The sequence below is a fragment of the Serratia sp. T13T92 genome (assembly GCF_047530105.1).
GTDB lineage: Bacteria > Pseudomonadota > Gammaproteobacteria > Enterobacterales > Enterobacteriaceae > Chania > Chania fonticola.
The window spans coordinates 173454-192163 of record NZ_JBLJAK010000006.1; the positions used below are offsets into that span (position 1 = coordinate 173454).

Below are 18710 nucleotides of genomic sequence, written 5' to 3' on the forward strand. Positions count from 1 at the left end.
TTTATTCGACAAGCAAAAGCTTGTAGAGCGGTGAATTGTCTTCGACCATGTCGGCCAATGTGTGACTATCCAGCTCCTCAAGGAAATTCTTTACCGCCTGCTGGAGCACTTGCTTCAAACGGCAGGCTGGAGTGATATGACAAAAATCGCTGCTGCAGTTAACCAACGAAAGCGGCTCCAGCGCCCGCACCACGTCGCCAATACGGATGCTCTCAGCCGGTTTACCCAAGCGTATACCGCCGTTTTTACCCCGTACGGCGGTCACAAAGCCTTCACGGCTCAGCTGATTGATAATTTTTACCATATGGTTACGGGAAACCCCGTACACCTCCGTAACCTCAGAGATGCTGGTCATTTTGTCCGCAGGCAATGATGCCATATAGATCAATGCCCGTAGGCCATAGTCAGTAAAACTTGTTAACTGCACGTTTACCTCTGGGTATCTGCCGATTTTCGGCGATTTTCTTTACTATCTTATTGGATGATAAACCAGCCGGAGAGTTCGCAGCTAATTATTTAGCGCATAGGTAACTCTCAACCGGAGCAACGAAGGGATTTTGTGAGGTTAAAACGCCATCGGGGAGGATACATGAGGCAAACAAACCGGGACTTGGCCCGGTTTGTTTGGTGACAGTAGGTAAACAGATTATGCGTCGAACGGATCGCGCAGGATCATGGTTTCGCTACGGTCTGGGCCAGTAGAGATAATGTCTACCGGTACATCAGTCAGCTCTTCGATGCGTTTGATGTAGTTCAGCGCTGCCTGTGGCAGTTTGCTGTAATCTTTCACACCAAACGTCGTTTCGCTCCAGCCCGGCATGGTTTCGTAGATTGGCTCGATACCTTCCCAACCTTCTGCAGCCAGTGGCGTGGTGGTCATTTCGCGGCCGTCCGGCATGCGATAGCCCACACAGATCTTCACTTCTTTCAGGCCGTCCAGCACGTCCAGCTTGGTCAGGCAGAAGCCAGACAGGGAGTTGATCTGCACGGCACGGCGAACGGCAACCGCATCCAGCCAGCCGGTACGACGGCGACGGCCAGTGGTAGCACCAAACTCATTACCCTGTTTGCACAGGTATTCGCCGGTTTCGTCGAACAGTTCGGTTGGGAACGGGCCTGCACCTACACGGGTAGAATAGGCTTTCACGATGCCCAGCACGTAGTCCACGTAACGCGGGCCAATGCCAGAACCGGTTGCTACGCCACCCGCGGTGGTGTTGGAAGAAGTCACGTACGGATAGGTACCGTGATCGATATCCAGCAGCGTACCCTGCGCACCTTCGAACATGATCAGGTCGCCACGCTTGCGCGCACCGTCCAGCAGTTCGGAGACGTCTACTACCATCCCGATCAGGATATCGGCAATCGACAGCACATAGTCAAGGGTGGTCTGGTAATCAACGGCTTCTACTTTGTAGTAGTTAACCAGTTGGAAGTTGTGGTAATCGATGATGTCTTTCAGCTTGGTAGCGAAGGTGGCTTTATCGAACAGGTCGCCAACGCGCAGACCGCGACGAGCAACTTTGTCTTCGTAAGCCGGGCCGATACCACGGCCAGTGGTGCCGATGGCTTTGGCGCCACGCGCTTTCTCACGCGCATTATCCAGGGCGACGTGATAAGGCAGGATCAGCGGGCAGGCTTCAGACAGTAACAGACGTTCGCGTACCGGGATGCCGCGCGCTTCGAGTTCACCCATTTCCTTCATCAATGCGTCTGGCGCCAGAACCACACCGTTGCCGATGACGCTGGTCACGTTTTCACGCAGGATACCTGAAGGAATTAAATGAAGAACGGTTTTTTCACCGTTGATAACCAGAGTGTGGCCAGCGTTATGGCCACCTTGGTAGCGCACAACATATTGAGCCCGTTCAGTCAGTAGGTCTACGACCTTACCCTTACCTTCGTCACCCCATTGGGTGCCCAGTACGACGACGTTCTTACCCATTTTAAAATCACCAGGTTGCTTAAAAATGGATTCTACCACCCTAATTCTTCAGTTTCAGCACTTTTAGCATACGATTGCGTACTTTTTCGGCTAAACTTTAAACCCCCGTGTGTGCACGCAACATGTAGTAGATCACACAGCCTGCAACCACTAATCCCCCACCAAAACGCCGCAGCGTGGCATCGGGTAGTTGCGACATTGTCTGAACCATTTTACGCCAAGCCTGTGGGAACAACATCGGCCCCAGCCCTTCCAGCACCAAAACCAACCCAAGCGCCAGCCAGATTGTCGAATTCATCCTTCCCCCAAAAAAAGAAAGGCCCGCGTTTAAACGGGCCTTGGTTCTACCCCTGTTGTTTCAAACCATGGCCTGAAAGCTATCGGGGATCGCCATCATGCTGACGTTATCTGTTGCGCGTAGCAACCGGCGACTTCATGTAGCGGAAGAAATCGCTGTCCGGGCTCAGCACCAACACGTCCTGGTTGCCAGGGCCGAAGCTGGTTTCATAAGCACGCAGGCTACGGATGAAAGCGTAGAAATCCGGATCCTGGCTGAAGGCATCGGCAAACAGCTTGGCCGCTTCCGCATCGCCCGCACCGCGAGTGATACGTGCCTGACGCTCGGCTTCCGCGATGGTACGAGTCACTTCGTAGTCGGCGGTCGCTTTGAGCTTCTCAGCCTCTTCTTTACCTTGTGAACGGTGACGACGGGCTACCGCCTCACGCTCTGCACGCATACGCTGGAAGATCGCATCGGACACTTCCGCAGGCAGGTTGATCTGCTTGATACGCACGTCCACCACTTCAATACCCAGTGCCGCCATGCTGTTCGGGTTAACCGCTGGCTGTTTGCCATTGGTTTCACGCTCAACACGGGCTGCGGCAGATGCGATAGCGTCATCGGCTTCGCTGGCGGCGGCTTCTTCGCCGTCACCCACGGTACCGGTGTTCAGCGCCTCACGCACGTCTGCCATCAGACGGCCACGGGAGTCGGTCACGATGTCACGCACGTCCAAACGGCCAATCTCGGAACGCAGACGGTCGTTGAACTTGCGTTTCAGCAGCAGTTCCGCCTGAGAAACATCACCACCACCGGTCGCCAGGTAGTAGCGGCTGAAATCACTAATACGCCATTTCAGGTAGGAATCGACGATCAGGTCTTTCTTCTCGCTGGTCACGAAGCGATCGGCCTGGTTGTCCATGGTCTGGATACGGGCATCCAGCATTTTCACGGTTTCAATAAACGGGATCTTGAAGTGCAGACCCGGTGCATAAACCAGCGGTTTGTTTTCGCTGTCGCGCAGTACTTTACTGAAACGCAGCACGATGCCGCGCTCGCCTTCCTGAACCACAAACATTGAGGCGTAAAGGGCTACCAACACCACCGCGAGGATAACTATGAAAGACTTACGCATTGATTATTCTCTCCCTAGGCGTGTGTTGTCGCTACGCTGCGCATTAGCCCGGCGTTGGTCCATGATGGAACCACTGCTAGAACTGTTGGTGCTCGCCTCCGATGAAGGAGTCGAGGCCGGCGCAGGGGCGAGAAGGTTCTGTCCGACATCTTTGCTACCTTCGGTAACCGGCTTACCGGCACCGCGCAGCATTTGATCCAGTGGCAGCACCATCAGACTGTTATTGCCTTTGTTGTCTGCCACCAACACCTTACGGGTGTGGCTCAACACTTTTTCCATGGTTTCGAGGTACAGACGCTCACGGGTAATTTCCGGTGCGGCTTTGTACTCCGGCAACAGCTTGGCGAAACGAGCAACCTCACCCTGGGCTTCCAGAACGGTCTGGGCCTGGTAGGCGCGCGCATTTTCCAGCAGGCGCTGTGCAGCACCGTTGGCACGCGGCTGAACTTCGTTGGCGTAAGCTTCTGCTTCACGAATGGATTGCTGCTCGTTCTCACGTGCGGCGATCGCATCATCAAACGCGGCTTTCACCTCTTCCGGCGGACGTGCAGCCTGGAAGTTGACGTCCAGCAGAGTGATCCCCATTTTGTACGGGCGGATGGTTTCTTCCAGTACACGCTGAGTGTCGCTACGGACGATGGTACGGCCTTCGGTCAGGATCTTGTCCATGGTGTATTTACCGATAACACCACGCAATGCGCTGTCTGTCGCCTGTCTCAGGCTGTCGTTGGCATCGGTTACGCTGAACAGATAGGCTGCCGGATCGGAAACGCGGTACTGCACGTTCATCTCGACACGAACCACGTTCTCATCAGAGGTCAGCATCACACCGGACGCGGACAGGTCACGGACTGACTCCACGTTAACCGGGCGAACCTGATCGATAAACGTCGGTTTCCAGTTCAGGCCTGGCTGCACCAGATGGCTGAATTTACCAAAGCGAGTGACCACACCACGTTCGGCTTCTTTGATGGTATAGAAACCGCTGGCGGCCCAGATCACCACCACTGCAACCGCAGCGATGCCGACAATCTTGCCACTGAAGCCCGGCCCGATTGAACCCGTTCCACCGCTGTTGTTGCCGTTGGAGCCTTTGCCACCGCCGGTCAGGCTGCTCAATTTCTTGCTCAGCTTGCGGAAGATATCGTCTAAATCCGGTGGCCCTTGATCGCGACCGCCTTTATTGTTACCGCCAGAGTTGCCGCCATTATTATTGCTGCTCCCCCACGGGTCGCGGTCCTGTCCGTTATTACCGGGCTGATTCCACGCCATGTTTTAGCTCCATTATTCTGTGATTGGGTACTTCAGGCTAATGCTTAGCCCACTCTTCTATTGAGCGGGCACACAAATGTAACAGGATATGATCATACGATAAAGTTAATCAGTTCCTGTTCCTGCTTGCAGAGGCGACGCCACTCCACGATCGGCATACGCACCACCACGCCGATACTGCCGTCCTCTTCATTCCACTCTTTTTCGATCGCCTGAAGCTGGTAGAAACGGCTACGAAGACGGCCTGCCTGTGGCGGTAAGCGCAGCTCATAATGCGCGATTTCCCCCGATAAGCGCTCCGTCAACGCCTGAAATAGCAACGGGATACCTTCACCGCTGGCGGCGGACAGCCACACTCGGATCGGTAAATTTTCCTCGTTGCGATCGATACGCGGGACAAAATCATCCAGCATATCTATTTTGTTCATCACTAACAGTGTAGGGATTTCATCCGACTCAATCTCTGCCAACACGGAGTTCACCGCTTCGATGTTTTCATCCACCCGGGTATCCGCGGCGTCGATCACATGTAACAACAGAGAGGCCTGGCGCGTCTCTTGCAGTGTCGCTTTGAACGCGGCAACAAGATCGTGCGGCAAGTGCCGGATAAAGCCTACGGTATCCGCCAACACGGTATCGCCTACGTCCGCCACGTCAATACGCCGCAGGGTAGGATCCAGGGTGGCAAATAGTTGGTCCGCCACATACACTCCGGCAGACGTAATTCGGTTAAACAGGGTTGATTTGCCGGCGTTGGTGTAACCCACCAGCGATACGGTTGGCACATCGGCACGGGTACGCGCTCGTCGCCCTTGATCGCGCTGCTTCTCTACGCGCTCAAGGCGCTTAAGGATCAGGCTGATGCGATCGCGTAGCAGACGACGGTCAGTCTCTAACTGAGTCTCCCCCGGCCCGCGCAGGCCAATCCCCCCTTTCTGACGTTCAAGGTGAGTCCAACCACGAACCAGACGAGTGGCAATATGACGCAATTGCGCCAACTCTACCTGCAGCTTACCTTCATGGGTACGGGCACGCTGGGCAAAGATGTCGAGAATCAACCCGGTGCGATCGATCACCCGGCATTCACACAGGCGTTCGAGATTTCTCTCCTGCGCTGCGGAAAGGGCGTGATCAAACAGGACAACAGACGCGCCACTGGCTTTCACCGCATCTGCAATTTCTTCGGCCTTTCCTTCACCGACAAAGTATTTTGGGTGAGGTGCTTTGCGGCTACCAGTAACCACTTGCAAAGCCTCGACGCCCGCAGAGGACACCAGCGATTCGAACTCACTGAGATCTTCTGTATCTTTGTCTTGCGAGAAATAGATATGAACCAGGACGGCCTGCTCACCGGCTTCATAACGGTCAAACAAGCGTGCAACCTCTCAAACGGAACAAAACCGCGAGTTTGGGGGACATAAACAGCACTGCGCTGCTTATGCTCCCCGTCATGGTTGACTCGCAACGCGCTTTATTCAGCGTCATCGCTTTCCTGCTGCGGCTGTTGCGGCGCAGACGGGTTGTTACCATGGTGATAATTGCTGGTGCCGCCGCTGCTCGGGGTGTTGCTGTGGTGCGATACCGGGCGCGATGGAACAACGGTAGAGATAGCGTGCTTATAAACCATCTGGCTCACCGTGTTCTTCAACAGGATGACAAACTGGTCAAAAGACTCAATCTGGCCTTGCAGCTTAATACCATTCACCAAATAAATAGAAACCGGAACACGTTCACGACGCAATGCGTTCAGGAACGGATCTTGCAAAGATTGCCCCTTAGCCATTCTATCTTTTCCTTATTTGTTTGTTGTTTTTAACCAAGAACCTGTCGGCTCAAAATAAACGACCTAAAAAATTTGCGCGCTGAATACTCATCAATTGTACACAATCACTCAACCTATGCACTAACAACCTGTGTTACCGAGTCTAAAGCCTCTCCCGGCTTTTCACTGTCCAACCACCGAACCGACTCCCAACCCCGTAACCAGGTCATCTGGCGTTTGGCCAACTGACGTGTTGCGCAAATACCTCGAAAAACCATCTCATCGTAACTAATCTCGCCAGAAAAATATGACCACATCTGGCGATAACCGACACAGCGAATGGAAGGCAAATCCGTATGCAAATCACCCCGTGCAAAAAGTGCACGCGCTTCCGCCTCAAAACCCGCCGCCAACATCTGATTGAACCGCAGCTCGATACGTTGATGCAACAACTCCCGGCTGACTGGCGCTATCGCAAATTGGTGAACATGATACGGCAACGATTCACCCGAAATTTTAGTCAGTTCAGTTAAAGTTTTACCCGAAATCAAAAAAACTTCCAGTGCTCTGGAGAGTCTCTGTGGATCATTCGGATGAATACGTAACGCGGAAACCGGGTCTATCGCCTGCAATTGGCGGTGTAAAGCCTCCCAACCAAGCTCTGCCGCCTGCTGCTCAATCTGCTCGCGCACGGCGGGATCGGCAGAGGGTAACGGCGATAAACCTTCCAGTAACGCCTTAAAGTAAAGCATTGTGCCCCCCACCAACAGCGGAATACGCCCGGCGGCAGTAATATCGGCCATTTCCCGCAACGCATCGGCACGAAAATCGGCCGCCGAATACGCTTGCGCAGGATCGCGGATATCAATCAAACGGTGTGGTGCCTGGGCAAGCTCTTCCGCCGAGGGTTTGGCGGTGCCGATATCCATACCGCGATAAATCAGGGCGGAATCGACACTGATCAGTTCGACGGGCAAGCGCTCACGCAGCGCCATCGCCAAGGCGGTTTTGCCTGAGGCCGTTGGCCCCATGATAAAAATGGCTGGGGGACGGGGGGTCATTTCAATTTCAGTCATGCTTAAGTGCTGCCAATGCAGCCTGCAAATCAACGGGTTGTAAAAGAGCGGCAGGAGGGGATTTGACCAGTTGCGGGCAAAGTCGTTCAACTTCTGTCAACAATTGTATCGCTTGCGAGCTGTTCCATACTTCGTGTTCGCTGCCTAATTGGCTGGCGATCCAGATGGATAGCACCGTCGGCGACATCTCCTGATGTTCGGCCAGATAGCCTAACAGCTCGGGTATCAACTTTTGTAAATTTTGTTGGCGTAATGGTAAAGGTACTGCGCGCAAAGTCACACGCCCGTGATCGGATTGCAGCTCCAACCCCATTTTGGCCAGCAGCGCCTGGTGTTGCACGCAGGCGGCCGCTTCATTTTTATTCAACGTCAGCTTAATCGGGATCAACAGCGGCTGTGGCCGTAATCCCTCTTCCGGCGGGCAAAGCTGCGCCTGACGCAGCCAACGTTCGGCCATGGTCAGATTCAGTAACGCCAACTGCTGACGCTGTTCAACCAGCGCATAGCTCGGCGGGCAGATCATCAGGACACGGCCAAAACTGTGCTGACTACCGGCGAGCGGAGTTTCCTGCACGGAGTTAACCGGCGGGAACAGCGGCTGTTTTACCGTATCTGCTGGCGGCGTAGCTTGCAACAGCTTGCCATACAGCTCGCCTTCACGCTTTTGGTAACCCGCACCGGCCTGATAGGCTGGCTGCGGGGCACGTTCACGGGCAGCGGAGGGTTCAGCAGGCTGACGTTCACGCTGTGGCGCAGGCTGGGAGAAGTGGTTGCCACCGGCAGCAACGCGGTTCTCCGGCTGCCAGACGGGAGCCTCTTGCGCGGCGGACTCTTCAGCCATTGGCAGCGCGACATTACCCGCCTGCTGCAGCACCGTGGTAACCGCCTGGTAGATAAAATCATGTACCAGCCGAGCCTGATGAAAACGCACCTCATGCTTGGCCGGATGGACGTTGACATCTACCTGATGCGGATCCACTTCCAGATACAGCACATAGGCAGGCAGTTGATCGTCTTTCAACTGATCCTGATACGCCTGACGAATGGCATGATTAATTAGCCGATCGCGCATCATCCGGCTGTTGACGTAGCAATACTGCATTTCGCCAAGCTGACGCGCCCCTTGCGGATCGGCCACCCAGCCGCGGATGCTGAGATCGCCATGCTGCCAGGAAATCGCCAACGCATGCTGCAAGAAGGCCGGACCACAAATGCTGGCCAGACGCCGCTCATGCTGGCTTTCTTCTTTTGCCGCGCGATACTGACGCATCAGCTTGCCGTTATGGCTGAGGTTGATCGCCACATCGAAACGCGCCAGCGCTATGCGCCGCACCACTTCGTCGATATGGCCAAATTCGGTTTTTTCGGTGCGCATGAACTTGCGCCGTGCGGGGGTGTTGTAAAACAGATCGAGCACTTCGAGCGTGCTGCCCACCGGATGAGCTGCCGGTTTGACGGTGACCGCCTGATCGCGCCCTTCCGCGTAGGCTTGCCAGGCTTCGCTCTGTTCCGCCGTGCGTGAGGTCAACATCAGACGGGACACCGAACTGATACTGGCCAACGCTTCGCCGCGAAAGCCCAGGCTGACTATGGCCTCCAGATCGTCAAGCGTACTGATTTTACTGGTAGCATGACGTGCCAGGGCCAAGGCCAGATCGGCTTTGGCAATGCCGCAGCCGTTATCACGGATGCGGATCAGTTTGGCCCCGCCGCGTTCGATATCAATATCAATCCGCGTTGCCCCGGCATCCAGACTATTTTCTACCAGTTCCTTCACTACCGACGCAGGCCGTTCGACCACTTCTCCGGCGGCAATCTGGTTGGCTAGCTGTGGCGGTAACACCTGGATAGGCATGGGGCTCCCTCTGTTGTTGGCATCAAGCCTACGGAATGATCAGCGTCCGATCCAGCGGCGCAACATCCGACTTTAATTTGTTAACCCGTTTAAGATCGCTGACGCTGACGCCATATCGCGCGGCGATGGATGACAGCGTATCACCGCGAGTCACCTTATGTTTGCTCGGTTTAGCGCTTTTTGCCTTGGCCTGAACCGGTGCTGCTGCCGTTTTTCCGGCAGGGACCTTCAGGCGTTGGCCGACCCAGACGCCATCTTTTTTCAGCTTGTTCAGCTCACGTAGCGCCGCCATGCTGGTGCCATAGCTATCGGCAATGCCGGAAAGCGTTTCCGCCCGCTTCACCACATGGATCTGCGTTTTTCCTACGCTGGCGCGACTTCTGGCCGGGCTGGTCACCGGCTCAGGCTGTCTGAGATCGTCTGTTGTGGAGTTAACCGCCGCTGCGACGTCCAGCGGGCGGTTTTCCACCTTTGGGTCGGCTTGTAGCGGATGCGCCAGGAAATAACCGCGCAGGCCGTTGTGGATCGCCCGTGCAATTTTATCCTGATATGCGCTACTGCCCAGCAGTCGCTCCTCCGTGCTATTACTGATAAACCCGGTTTCCACCAGTAAAGATGGAATATCCGGTGAACGCAGCACTCCCAGGCTGGCGTGTTCCGGACGGCGTTTGTGTAATGAACCTACGACCTGTAACTGCTGTAATACCTTGACGGCTACGTCATAACCGACGCGCTGCGAATGACCGAACTGCAGATCCAACACCGCCTGGCTCAGATAAGGGTCGGCTTGGCTGTTGGCCAACAGATCGCCCGCACCACCCAGCAGTTCGGACTGTTTCTCGTGCTGTTCCAACCAACCGGCCATCTCGCTGTTAGCCCGGCGATTGGACAATACCCAAACCGAAGCCCCTTTGGCGCTACGATTCGGCGCAGCATCCGCGTGGATGGACACCAACACGTTGGCCCCCTGCTTGCGCGCCACGTCAGAACGGCCCATCACCGAAATAAAGTAATCCCCGTTACGCGTCATCACCGCTTTGAACATCGGATCGGCATCCAACAACGCACGCAGACGATGCGCGATGGCAATGGTGACGTTTTTCTCTTTCAGGCCGTTTGGCCCGATAGCGCCAGGATCTTGTCCACCATGGCCTGCATCGATCGCCACCACTACCCGATCGCCAGAACCGGCGGACACCCGGCTGCTACGTGGGGTAATGCTGGTTGCCGTACCTGATACCGCAGCCGACTTCGGAGTAAATGGATTGGCGTTACTTGACGTAACCGGCGCTTTACGCACTGGCTCAGTCACCACCGGCACAGGCACCGGTGCCTTACGAACGGTGTTGGTCGTCGTCTTGGCTTCTGAGGTGATGGTGAAGACGACAATGTAACTGTTACCCTCTTGACGCGTCGACACACGGGTTTTGGCACGTTGGGTTAAATCAAACACCAAGCGTACGGTTTGCGCATTTTTCGGCTGACTGGAACGAATTCTTTTTACCAGGTTTTGGCCGCTGAAGTTCAACGGCAGGCCGCCCACCTTGCCAGTTTGGGTAACGTCCAGCACCACCCGATCCGGGCCATGTAACGTGGCGAAGGTATACTCCGGAGGGCCGGTAAAGCTCACCGATACAGTGGCTTCACGCTGAGCATTGGTCACTTTGACGTCGGAGAGGGACGATGCCGCCCAGGCACCAAACGGCCCCAGCAACGCAAGCAAGGCAATCACAGCAAATCTTCTTAACCCATACATCATTGCTGCGTCATCCTTGTTGCTCCTGGATACTTTCTAATAATTGTTCGCCATAGGCTGAAACTGCCTGGAGCTTCGCCTGACGCCCTTCGTCATGGTAACTGAGATGCAGTTCCAGATCGGGATCGGGCAGCACGCCGGTACCCTGCTGCGGCCACTCGACCAGGCAAATCGAGTCCTGGGCAAAATAGTCGCGGATACCCATAAATTCGAGTTCTTCCGGGTCGGCCAATCGATAAAGATCAAAGTGATAGACCGCCAGCGGCTGCAGCGCATAAGGTTCCACCAGCGTATAGGTTGGGCTTTTCACATTGCCCTGATGGCCTAACGCCTGCAAAAAGCCGCGGCTGAAGGTGGTTTTACCGGCACCCAAATCGCCATAAAGATAAATCACGCTGGCACGATCGCACGCCTGGGCCAAGACGGCCCCCAGTGCGACTGTGGCTGCCTCATCCGGCAGCGGTAAAACGAGTTCTTTCATTCGATAATGTCTATTTTGCCAACTCAGGGTTAACGTAATGAGGGATCACCGGCAGCAGATCGGTGGCCAGTAATCCCCTTGTTCCTTGTTTTGCAGCAATATGATCCGCCGCTGCGCCGTGCACTACGCAGCCCGCGCAGGCAGCATCATACAGCGGCAGCTTTTGCGCCAGCAAACCGCCAATGATACCCGACAGCACATCTCCCATGCCACCGGATGCCATGCCAGCATTGCCAACGTCGGCGATCGCCATCTGTCCATGCTCATCGGCGATCAAGGTGCCTGCGCCTTTCAGCACCACAACGCCGCCGTATTTCGCGACCAACCTGCGGGTTGCAAGTAAGCGATCACTCTCAATATCAGCGGTGCGGCAGCTCAATAATCGCGCGGCTTCACCAGGATGCGGGGTAATAATGCGATTCTGACGCTTCTCGGGGTGTAATGCCAGTAAGTTAAGCGCATCCGCGTCCCATAATGTTGGTTTATCACTGGCTTGCAGCTGTTGCAACGCATTGCGGCCCCAATCGCCCTGGCCAAGCCCCGGGCCAATCACGACCACATCGGCCCAGTCCAGCGCCGGTTGCAGGATATCATCACTCAGACGCTGCACCATCAACTCAGGCCGGGCGGTCAGCAGCGGCCCAATGTTTTCACTGTGAGTAAGCACTCGCACTAGTCCAGCCCCAGCACGCAGTGCGGCTTCCGCAGCCATGCGGATTGCCCCGCCAAAGCCGTGATCGCCCCCCACCAGCAGTAAACGACCCTGCTCCCCTTTATGAGAACAAGGGCGGCGAGGCTTCAGCCACCTGGCCAAATCGCCAGCCGTAATACGCTCGATCTGAGGAGACTGTGTTGCCAGCCAATCCACCAATCCTAGCGTACTGTAATGAAGTTGCCCCACCCAATCACGAGCCTGCCCGGTCAGCAAGCCTGGTTTGAGTGCAATAAAAGTCAGCGTATGGGCCGCACGGATCGAGGCTCCCGGCACGGCTCCGCTTTCAGCCAGCAGGCCAGAAGGAATATCCAAAGCAACCACTGGCGCATCGGCTCGGTTGACTGCTTCGATCAGGGCATCATAGGGCGCTCTGGGGGCTGCCCCCAACCCGGTACCTAACAATCCATCAATGATGAGATCGACATCCTCTGGCCAACGGCTGGTCGCTGGCAGGGCTTCTCCGCCACTTGCCAACCAGGCTTGCCGGGCGTTGGCAGCCTCTGGGGGCAATGGACGAACGCCTTCGCAGGCGATGAGCGTCACCTTGATACCCGCCGCACGGGCCAGACGAGCAACCACATAACCATCGCCACCGTTATTGCCATGCCCACACAGCACCAGCCAATGCCTGCTGGCCGGATACCGGTCGCACGCCAGCTCGTAAGCCGCCGCACCGGCACGCTCCATTAACGAATACAAGGAGAGGCCCAGCGTTGCGGCGGCAGCAGGTTCTGCCTGGCGGATCCAGTCTGCAGACCAAACAGAGTGTGGTAAACTGGAACAGTATTGTTTCTCACTATGGCCCGTCATGACACACCCCCTCGATCTCGATCAACTAGCCCAACATATCAAGCAATGGGGGCAATCGCTAGGATTCCAGCAGGTGGGGATCTGCGATACCGATCTCAGCGCGGAAGAACCCAGATTGCAGGCGTGGCTGGATAAGCAATACCACGGCGAGATGGAGTGGATGGCACGCCACGGCATGATGCGTGCACGGCCACATGAATTATTGCCCGGCACACTGCGGGTGATCAGCGTGCGCATGAACTATCTACCCGCGAAAGCCGCGTTCGCCAGTACGTTAAAAAACCCGCAGTTGGGCTACGTTAGCCGTTATGCGCTGGGGCGTGATTATCACAAGCTGCTACGCCAGCGGCTAAAAAAACTCGGCGATCAAATCCAGGCTTACTGCGGTGAACTGAATTTCCGGCCCTTTGTGGATTCGGCCCCCATCATGGAGCGAGCCTTGGCCTCAAAAGCCGGCATTGGCTGGGTTGGTAAACACTCACTGATCCTGAACCGCGACGCTGGCTCCTGGTTTTTTCTGGGCGAGTTGTTAATCGATTTGCCCCTGCCGGTGGATAAGCCGCAGGAAGAGCAGTGTGGCCGCTGTGTCGCCTGTATCACCACTTGCCCCACCGGTGCGATAGTTGCCCCTTACACCGTCGATGCCCGGCGCTGCATCTCCTACCTGACCATCGAGCTAGAAGGCGCTATTCCAGAAGAATTCCGCCCTCTGATGGGCAATAGAATCTACGGCTGCGACGATTGCCAGCTCATTTGCCCATGGAACCGCTTCTCGCAGTTAACGGATGAAGACGATTTCAGCCCCCGCGCTGCGCTGCATGCCCCGCAACTGATCGAGCTGTTTGGCTGGAATGAGGAGAAGTTTCTACGTATCACCGAAGGCTCTGCCATCCGACGTATCGGCCATTTGCGCTGGTTACGCAATATCGCGGTAGCACTCGGCAACGCCCCTTATCTGGATCAGATCGTTATCAGCTTGCAGACCCGGCAAGGTCAGGATCCGATGCTGGACGAGCACATCAGTTGGGCACTGGCTCAACAGCTTGCACGCCGTGAAGCTCTGGCGGTTGAGGTGCAGACGATGCAGAAAAAACGTTTAATTCGGGCGGTCGAGAAAGGATTACCGAGGGATGCCTAGAAAACCCTCAGACTCTCCCTGTGGATTTGTGCATAAAAATAAAAATGCGTTGTCTTTCAAGCGTCACAAAAAGAGCAAGTGATCGAGATAACGTTTTATAAGAAATAAATATTGATGATTATCAACAAGATATAAATTTCATTTGTGCGGCGTTGCAATTTTGCACAGAAGGTATTATGTACAGCATCTGTGGATAACTCTGTTCACAACATATTTTCTGAGTATGTATAACTGAAAGAAAGTCACACCGGAAGCGGCGTAGGATTGAATCTAAACTGGAGATAAATTTGGAGCGGGAAACGAGACTCGAACTCGCGACCCCGACCTTGGCAAGGTCGTGCTCTACCAACTGAGCTATTCCCGCATTGATATGCTTGAAGCATCCGGCCAACAATGGACTACATGGCCTTTGAAATTTTTGGAGCGGGAAACGAGACTCGAACTCGCGACCCCGACCTTGGCAAGGTCGTGCTCTACCAACTGAGCTATTCCCGCGTCGCATGGGTGTTACTTTAACTACTTTTTCTTCATCATGCTACATCAGCAGCATTTTTGAAGTTGGAGCGGGAAACGAGACTCGAACTCGCGACCCCGACCTTGGCAAGGTCGTGCTCTACCAACTGAGCTATTCCCGCCCGGCGTAACGATGGTGTAATGGAACGAAATTCTTCATCGGTACGGGGTGCGCATTATACGAGAAATCCTTTTCGCCGCAAGCCCCTGAAAGCAAAAAAACGCGAATTTTGTCTGATTGCTGCTTTAAGCACCGAAATGGTGAATTTTCGCGCCGGGATAGGCAAAAACCTGTTTTGCGGGCAACCAAGGTCAGGATTTGGTCCCTCATCACGGTGAACAACCAATGGTTCAACTCACAGCGACTTACGCTTGGAGAAATAATGGGCGGGAGAATCGCCGAAACACCGTCTGAACATCGCAATAAAGTTGCTGGGGGTCGCGTACCCCAAGGCATCAGCAATACTGCTCACAGACATACCATTAGCCAGCATTTCCAACGCGTGAGACAACCTTGCCTGTTGACGCCATTGTGCAAAACTGTTGCCCGTCTCGGCCATAAACAAACGCGACAGGGTGCTAGGCGAAAGCCCTCCCCAAGCTGCCCAAGCTTGCAAGGTCCGCGTGTCATCAGGTTCGGCAAGGATCGCATTGGTGATCCGCAATAAGCGCCGGTCGGTAGGCATTCTCAAATGCAGCGGCTGATGAGGCGAACGCCGGATTTCATCCAACAACACCGCAATCATCCGCTCCTGTTCAGCCTGCAAAGTCTCTTCAAACGACCAGGACACCGCACGGCGTACCAACGCATTCATCAACTCACTGATACCAATCACGCAGGGTTGATCGGGCAACGCTTTGCTCGCATCAGGCGTAATCAACACCGTCCAGCCGCTCATGACGCCGCTGATGCTGACTTTGTGCGGCTCATGTGAGGGTATCCAGCCAGCGCGATTCGGTGGTAACAGCCAGGATCCCTGTCTGGTGCGAACATGCAACAAGCCGTTCTCCACGCAGAACAACTGCCCCCGCAAATGCTGATGCCAATCGTATTCACGCGTCCCCAGACGAAACTCAAGACCCGGATCGTCTTCACCCCACACAGCAATCAGCGAAGGGCCATCGGCACGTTCACTGAGATCGGATGGATGATTAGCAAGCGCCGCTACCGTCATGACTGCTTCTCATTATTTTTAGCATAAATAACGTTATCCAACTTTTCGCCAGTTGTCCATTATTCATACTTTCTCCGCTCTTTGACCAACCAGAGGTGCCTAATGAACAATGTTAAGACCACTCCCCCCACCCCCGCGAAAAGTAAACGCCCTTGGCTGCTGTATTTACTGGGGGCAGCCTGTCTGCTTGCCGCCATCCTCTGGGGGGGATGGTATGGCATGTATGGTCGCTGGTATGCCAGCACCGATAACGCCTATGTTCAGGGTGACGTCGTACAGATCACGCCACAGTTTCATGGCACCGTGGTCTCCATCAACGTCGATGACGGTGAATGGGTGTTCGCTGGCGATACGCTGGTTATGCTTGATCCTGACGACAGCCAACTGGCACTGGACAATGCCGAGGCCCATCTGGCCAACGTGGTGCGTAAAGTGCGAGGTTTGTTTAGTGCGGTCAGCGGTGCCAAGGCCGAAATCGCTGCCCGCCAAGCCACGCGGGACAAAGCGCGCGCCGATTACCAACGGCGCCGTGCCCTCACCCTTTCTGGCGCCATCTCCAAAGAGGAGTTAGCACACGCCAATAACGCCTTTCTGGAGGCACAGAGCGCGCTGGAGGCTATCGAGCAACAGTACCAGCAAAATCTCTCATTAGTGGATAACACCAGCCTGGCTTCACACCCCGAAGTGCTGGCAGCGATAGCGGCATTGCGTGTCGCTTTCCTCGATCGTTCACGCACCACCATCGTCACCCCAGTCACGGGGTATGTCGCCAAACGTAAGGTGCAGTTGGGCCAGCGTGTACAGCCAGGCGAAGCGCTAATGGCCGTCGTACCGCTGGATAAAGTCTGGGTCGAGGCTAATTTCACCGAGGCCCAACTGCGTGATATTCGCATCGGTCAACCAGTAGAGATCTATGCCGATGTCTATGGCAAAACCATTCGCTATAACGGTCAGGTACAGCATCTGAGTATTGGGACCGGTGCTGCGTTTGCGTTGCTGCCCGCACAAAACGCCACTGGGAACTGGATCAAGATTGTTCAACGGGTGCCGGTACGAATTGCCCTCACCCAGCCTGAGCAGCTTATCAGCCACCCGTTGCGCGTTGGCTTGTCCATGCAGGTCAATGTTGATTTGCATGACCGTAGCGGTGCGCTATTAGCTCAACGCTCGCCAGAGCCCTTGCTGGCTACCGATGTCTACCGCGATCAACTGAGCCAGTCAGACACCCTGATCGAACGGATCGTTAAGGCTAATGGGGGGAATTTATGAGTCCCACGATCCCCGCCCAGGATTTCCGCCCCCCCAGCGTCAACTGGACCACCTTTGGTCTGGCTCTGGCAGTATTTATGTACGTGCTTGATGGCACTATCGCCAATGTCTCCCTGCCGACCATTGCCGGTAATCTGGGAGCCAGCAGTAGCCAAAGCGCCTGGGTGATCACCAGTTTTGCCGCCAGCAATGCGATTGCCTTGCCACTCACGGGTTTTCTGGTGCGTCGCATTGGCCAGCTGCGGCTGTTTCTCTGGTCAATGGGATTGTTCACTGCCGCCTCATTAGCGTGCGGAATGGCCATCAATATGGAAATGTTAATTCTCTGCCGTGTGTTACAAGGAGCCGTAGCCGGGCCACTGATCCCGACAACCCAAGCGCTGATGTTGTCGATTTATCCGCCAGAAAAACGAGGGTATGCCCTGTCCATGATCGCCATGGTCACCGTGGTCGCTCCAGTTGCGGGCCCCTTGCTCGGTGGGTGGATCACCGATTTTTATTCATGGCGCTGGACCTTCCTGATCAATATCCCGGTCGGCATTTTTGCCTGCACCCTGGTTGCCAGCCAAATGCATGGCCGCCCCGAGAGCACCATGCGTGCCAAGGTGGATCGCGTTGGGCTAGTCGCGTTGATCCTGGGGGTGGGCGCACTCCAGATCTTGCTGGATAAAGGCAATGAAGAGGATTGGTTCAACTCTACCCAGATCGTCTTGCTGGCTATCGTCGCCGTGGTCAGCTTGCTGTTTTTTGTTATCTGGGAACTGACCGACTCACAACCGATCGTTAATTTGCAGCTATTTCGTCATCGCAATTTCCGGGTGGGCACGCTTGCGCTGATAGGTGCCTATTCCGCTTTTTACGCCACCAACGTCATCATGCCGCTTTGGCTACAGCGTACCTTGGGCTACCCCCCCATCTGGGCAGGGTTAGCCGTTGCCCCCATGGGGATTTTGCCGCTGCTGCTGATGCCCTTTATGGGCAAATATGCGCCGCGTTTCAACATGCGCTGGCTGGTATGCGGCGCTTTCATCCTGCTGGCCACGGCCTCTTACCTGCGCTCAGGCTTTGTCATTGATATTGATTTCCAACATATCGCGCTGATCCAACTGCTGCAGGGGCTCGGGCTGGCACTCTTTATCATGCCGATCAACGCCATCTTGCTCTCCGATCTCAAGCCGGACGAGATTGCGGCAGGCTCAGGGCTTGCCACCTTTATGCGTACGTTAGGTGCCAGCCTGGCAGTCTCCATTACGACCTTGATGTGGGATCGCCGTGCGGTTTCCCATCACGCCCAATTAGGCGAATCCCTGACCGTCTACGATCAAGAGACTCGTCAGGCGGTCACAACTTTAGGGTTGGGCCAGGCGCAGTCAGGATATGAACGGCTGAATAACCTGGTCTCCGAACAGGCCGCACAGATCGCCTTCAATGATATTTCTTATGCGCTGGCTGGCGTGTTTCTGCTAGCCATCGTGCTGGTTTGGTTTGCCAAACCGCCCTTCGTTCCTAAAGCCAAACCCTAGATCCC

Annotated in this window: 16 protein-coding genes and 3 tRNA genes; 3 read left to right on the top strand and 16 right to left on the bottom strand. The window is 55.2% G+C overall.

What is annotated here, in order from left to right; translation table 11 throughout:
• Position 1 precedes the first annotated feature (1 nt).
• The 12 genes from nsrR to nnr form a co-directional block, all read right to left on the bottom strand.
• Positions 2–427, bottom strand: a complete 426-nt coding sequence (nsrR, locus tag ACMV5I_RS09275) for a nitric oxide-sensing transcriptional repressor NsrR (RefSeq protein ID WP_024483339.1) — start codon at positions 425–427, stop codon at positions 2–4.
• A 219-nt stretch (positions 428–646) separates the two neighbouring features.
• Complete coding sequence (locus tag ACMV5I_RS09280; protein WP_065684083.1) at positions 647–1945, bottom strand: adenylosuccinate synthase; 1299 nt, start codon at positions 1943–1945, stop codon at positions 647–649.
• Positions 1946–2042: 97 nt separating this feature from the next.
• Positions 2043–2243 (bottom strand): DUF2065 domain-containing protein, encoded by a 201-nt coding sequence (locus tag ACMV5I_RS09285; protein WP_021179005.1) that lies wholly within the window; start codon positions 2241–2243, stop codon positions 2043–2045.
• A 106-nt stretch (positions 2244–2349) separates the two neighbouring features.
• On the bottom strand, positions 2350–3360 hold the full coding sequence (gene hflC / locus ACMV5I_RS09290; RefSeq protein WP_024530186.1) for a protease modulator HflC: 1011 nt from the start codon (positions 3358–3360) through the stop codon (positions 2350–2352).
• 3 nt (positions 3361–3363) lie between these two features.
• The gene (hflK, locus tag ACMV5I_RS09295) at positions 3364–4632 is read right to left on the bottom strand and encodes an FtsH protease activity modulator HflK (RefSeq protein ID WP_414824187.1); all 1269 of its coding nucleotides are present in this window, start codon (positions 4630–4632) and stop codon (positions 3364–3366) included.
• 92 nt (positions 4633–4724) lie between these two features.
• Complete coding sequence (gene hflX, locus ACMV5I_RS09300; protein WP_121608505.1) at positions 4725–6005, bottom strand: ribosome rescue GTPase HflX; 1281 nt, start codon at positions 6003–6005, stop codon at positions 4725–4727.
• 98 nt (positions 6006–6103) lie between these two features.
• A complete protein-coding gene (gene hfq / locus ACMV5I_RS09305; protein ID WP_021179001.1) occupies positions 6104–6415 on the bottom strand; it encodes an RNA chaperone Hfq in 312 nt (103 codons plus the stop codon).
• A 113-nt stretch (positions 6416–6528) separates the two neighbouring features.
• Positions 6529–7470: a tRNA (adenosine(37)-N6)-dimethylallyltransferase MiaA gene (miaA, locus tag ACMV5I_RS09310; RefSeq protein ID WP_202672565.1), complete on the bottom strand. Its 942-nt coding sequence runs from the start codon at positions 7468–7470 to the stop codon at positions 6529–6531.
• Positions 7463–9325 carry a DNA mismatch repair endonuclease MutL gene (gene mutL, locus ACMV5I_RS09315; protein ID WP_414824188.1) on the bottom strand — a complete coding sequence of 621 codons (1863 nt, stop codon included), beginning with the start codon at positions 9323–9325 and terminating at the stop codon, positions 7463–7465. The genes miaA and mutL overlap by 8 nt, the downstream gene beginning before the upstream one ends.
• A gap of 28 nt (positions 9326–9353) precedes the next feature.
• Complete coding sequence (gene amiB, locus ACMV5I_RS09320; protein WP_414824189.1) at positions 9354–11084, bottom strand: N-acetylmuramoyl-L-alanine amidase AmiB; 1731 nt, start codon at positions 11082–11084, stop codon at positions 9354–9356.
• 7 nt (positions 11085–11091) lie between these two features.
• On the bottom strand, positions 11092–11562 hold the full coding sequence (gene tsaE, locus ACMV5I_RS09325) for a tRNA (adenosine(37)-N6)-threonylcarbamoyltransferase complex ATPase subunit type 1 TsaE (RefSeq protein ID WP_024483333.1): 471 nt from the start codon (positions 11560–11562) through the stop codon (positions 11092–11094).
• A gap of 10 nt (positions 11563–11572) precedes the next feature.
• Positions 11573–13087, bottom strand: coding sequence for a bifunctional ADP-dependent NAD(P)H-hydrate dehydratase/NAD(P)H-hydrate epimerase (gene nnr, locus ACMV5I_RS09330; protein WP_414824190.1), 1515 nt, complete (start codon positions 13085–13087; stop codon positions 11573–11575).
• On the opposite strand from nnr, the gene queG reads away from it, so the two are divergent.
• Positions 13086–14225, top strand: coding sequence for a tRNA epoxyqueuosine(34) reductase QueG (queG, locus tag ACMV5I_RS09335; protein WP_059199518.1), 1140 nt, complete (start codon positions 13086–13088; stop codon positions 14223–14225). The two genes, nnr and queG, sit on opposite strands and share 2 nt — an antisense overlap.
• A gap of 288 nt (positions 14226–14513) precedes the next feature.
• Here the strand turns inward: queG and ACMV5I_RS09340 are convergent.
• The 4 genes from ACMV5I_RS09340 to ACMV5I_RS09355 form a co-directional block, all read right to left on the bottom strand.
• Positions 14514–14589, bottom strand: a tRNA-Gly gene (locus ACMV5I_RS09340).
• 55 nt (positions 14590–14644) lie between these two features.
• A tRNA-Gly gene (locus ACMV5I_RS09345) sits at positions 14645–14720 on the bottom strand.
• 64 nt (positions 14721–14784) lie between these two features.
• A tRNA-Gly gene (locus ACMV5I_RS09350) sits at positions 14785–14860 on the bottom strand.
• Between the two features lie 234 nt (positions 14861–15094).
• A complete protein-coding gene (locus ACMV5I_RS09355; protein WP_202810408.1) occupies positions 15095–15913 on the bottom strand; it encodes an AraC family transcriptional regulator in 819 nt (272 codons plus the stop codon).
• A 102-nt stretch (positions 15914–16015) separates the two neighbouring features.
• Here ACMV5I_RS09355 and ACMV5I_RS09360 point away from each other — a divergent pair, with 102 nt between their 5' ends.
• Together ACMV5I_RS09360 and ACMV5I_RS09365 are read left to right on the top strand one after the other, a co-directional pair.
• Positions 16016–17182 carry an efflux RND transporter periplasmic adaptor subunit gene (locus ACMV5I_RS09360; RefSeq protein ID WP_414824191.1) on the top strand — a complete coding sequence of 389 codons (1167 nt, stop codon included), beginning with the start codon at positions 16016–16018 and terminating at the stop codon, positions 17180–17182.
• Entirely contained in the window at positions 17179–18705 is a 1527-nt protein-coding gene (locus tag ACMV5I_RS09365; RefSeq protein ID WP_202673015.1) for a DHA2 family efflux MFS transporter permease subunit, read from the top strand. Before ACMV5I_RS09360 ends, ACMV5I_RS09365 begins: the two co-directional genes overlap by 4 nt.
• The last annotated feature ends 5 nt before the right edge of the window (positions 18706–18710 follow it).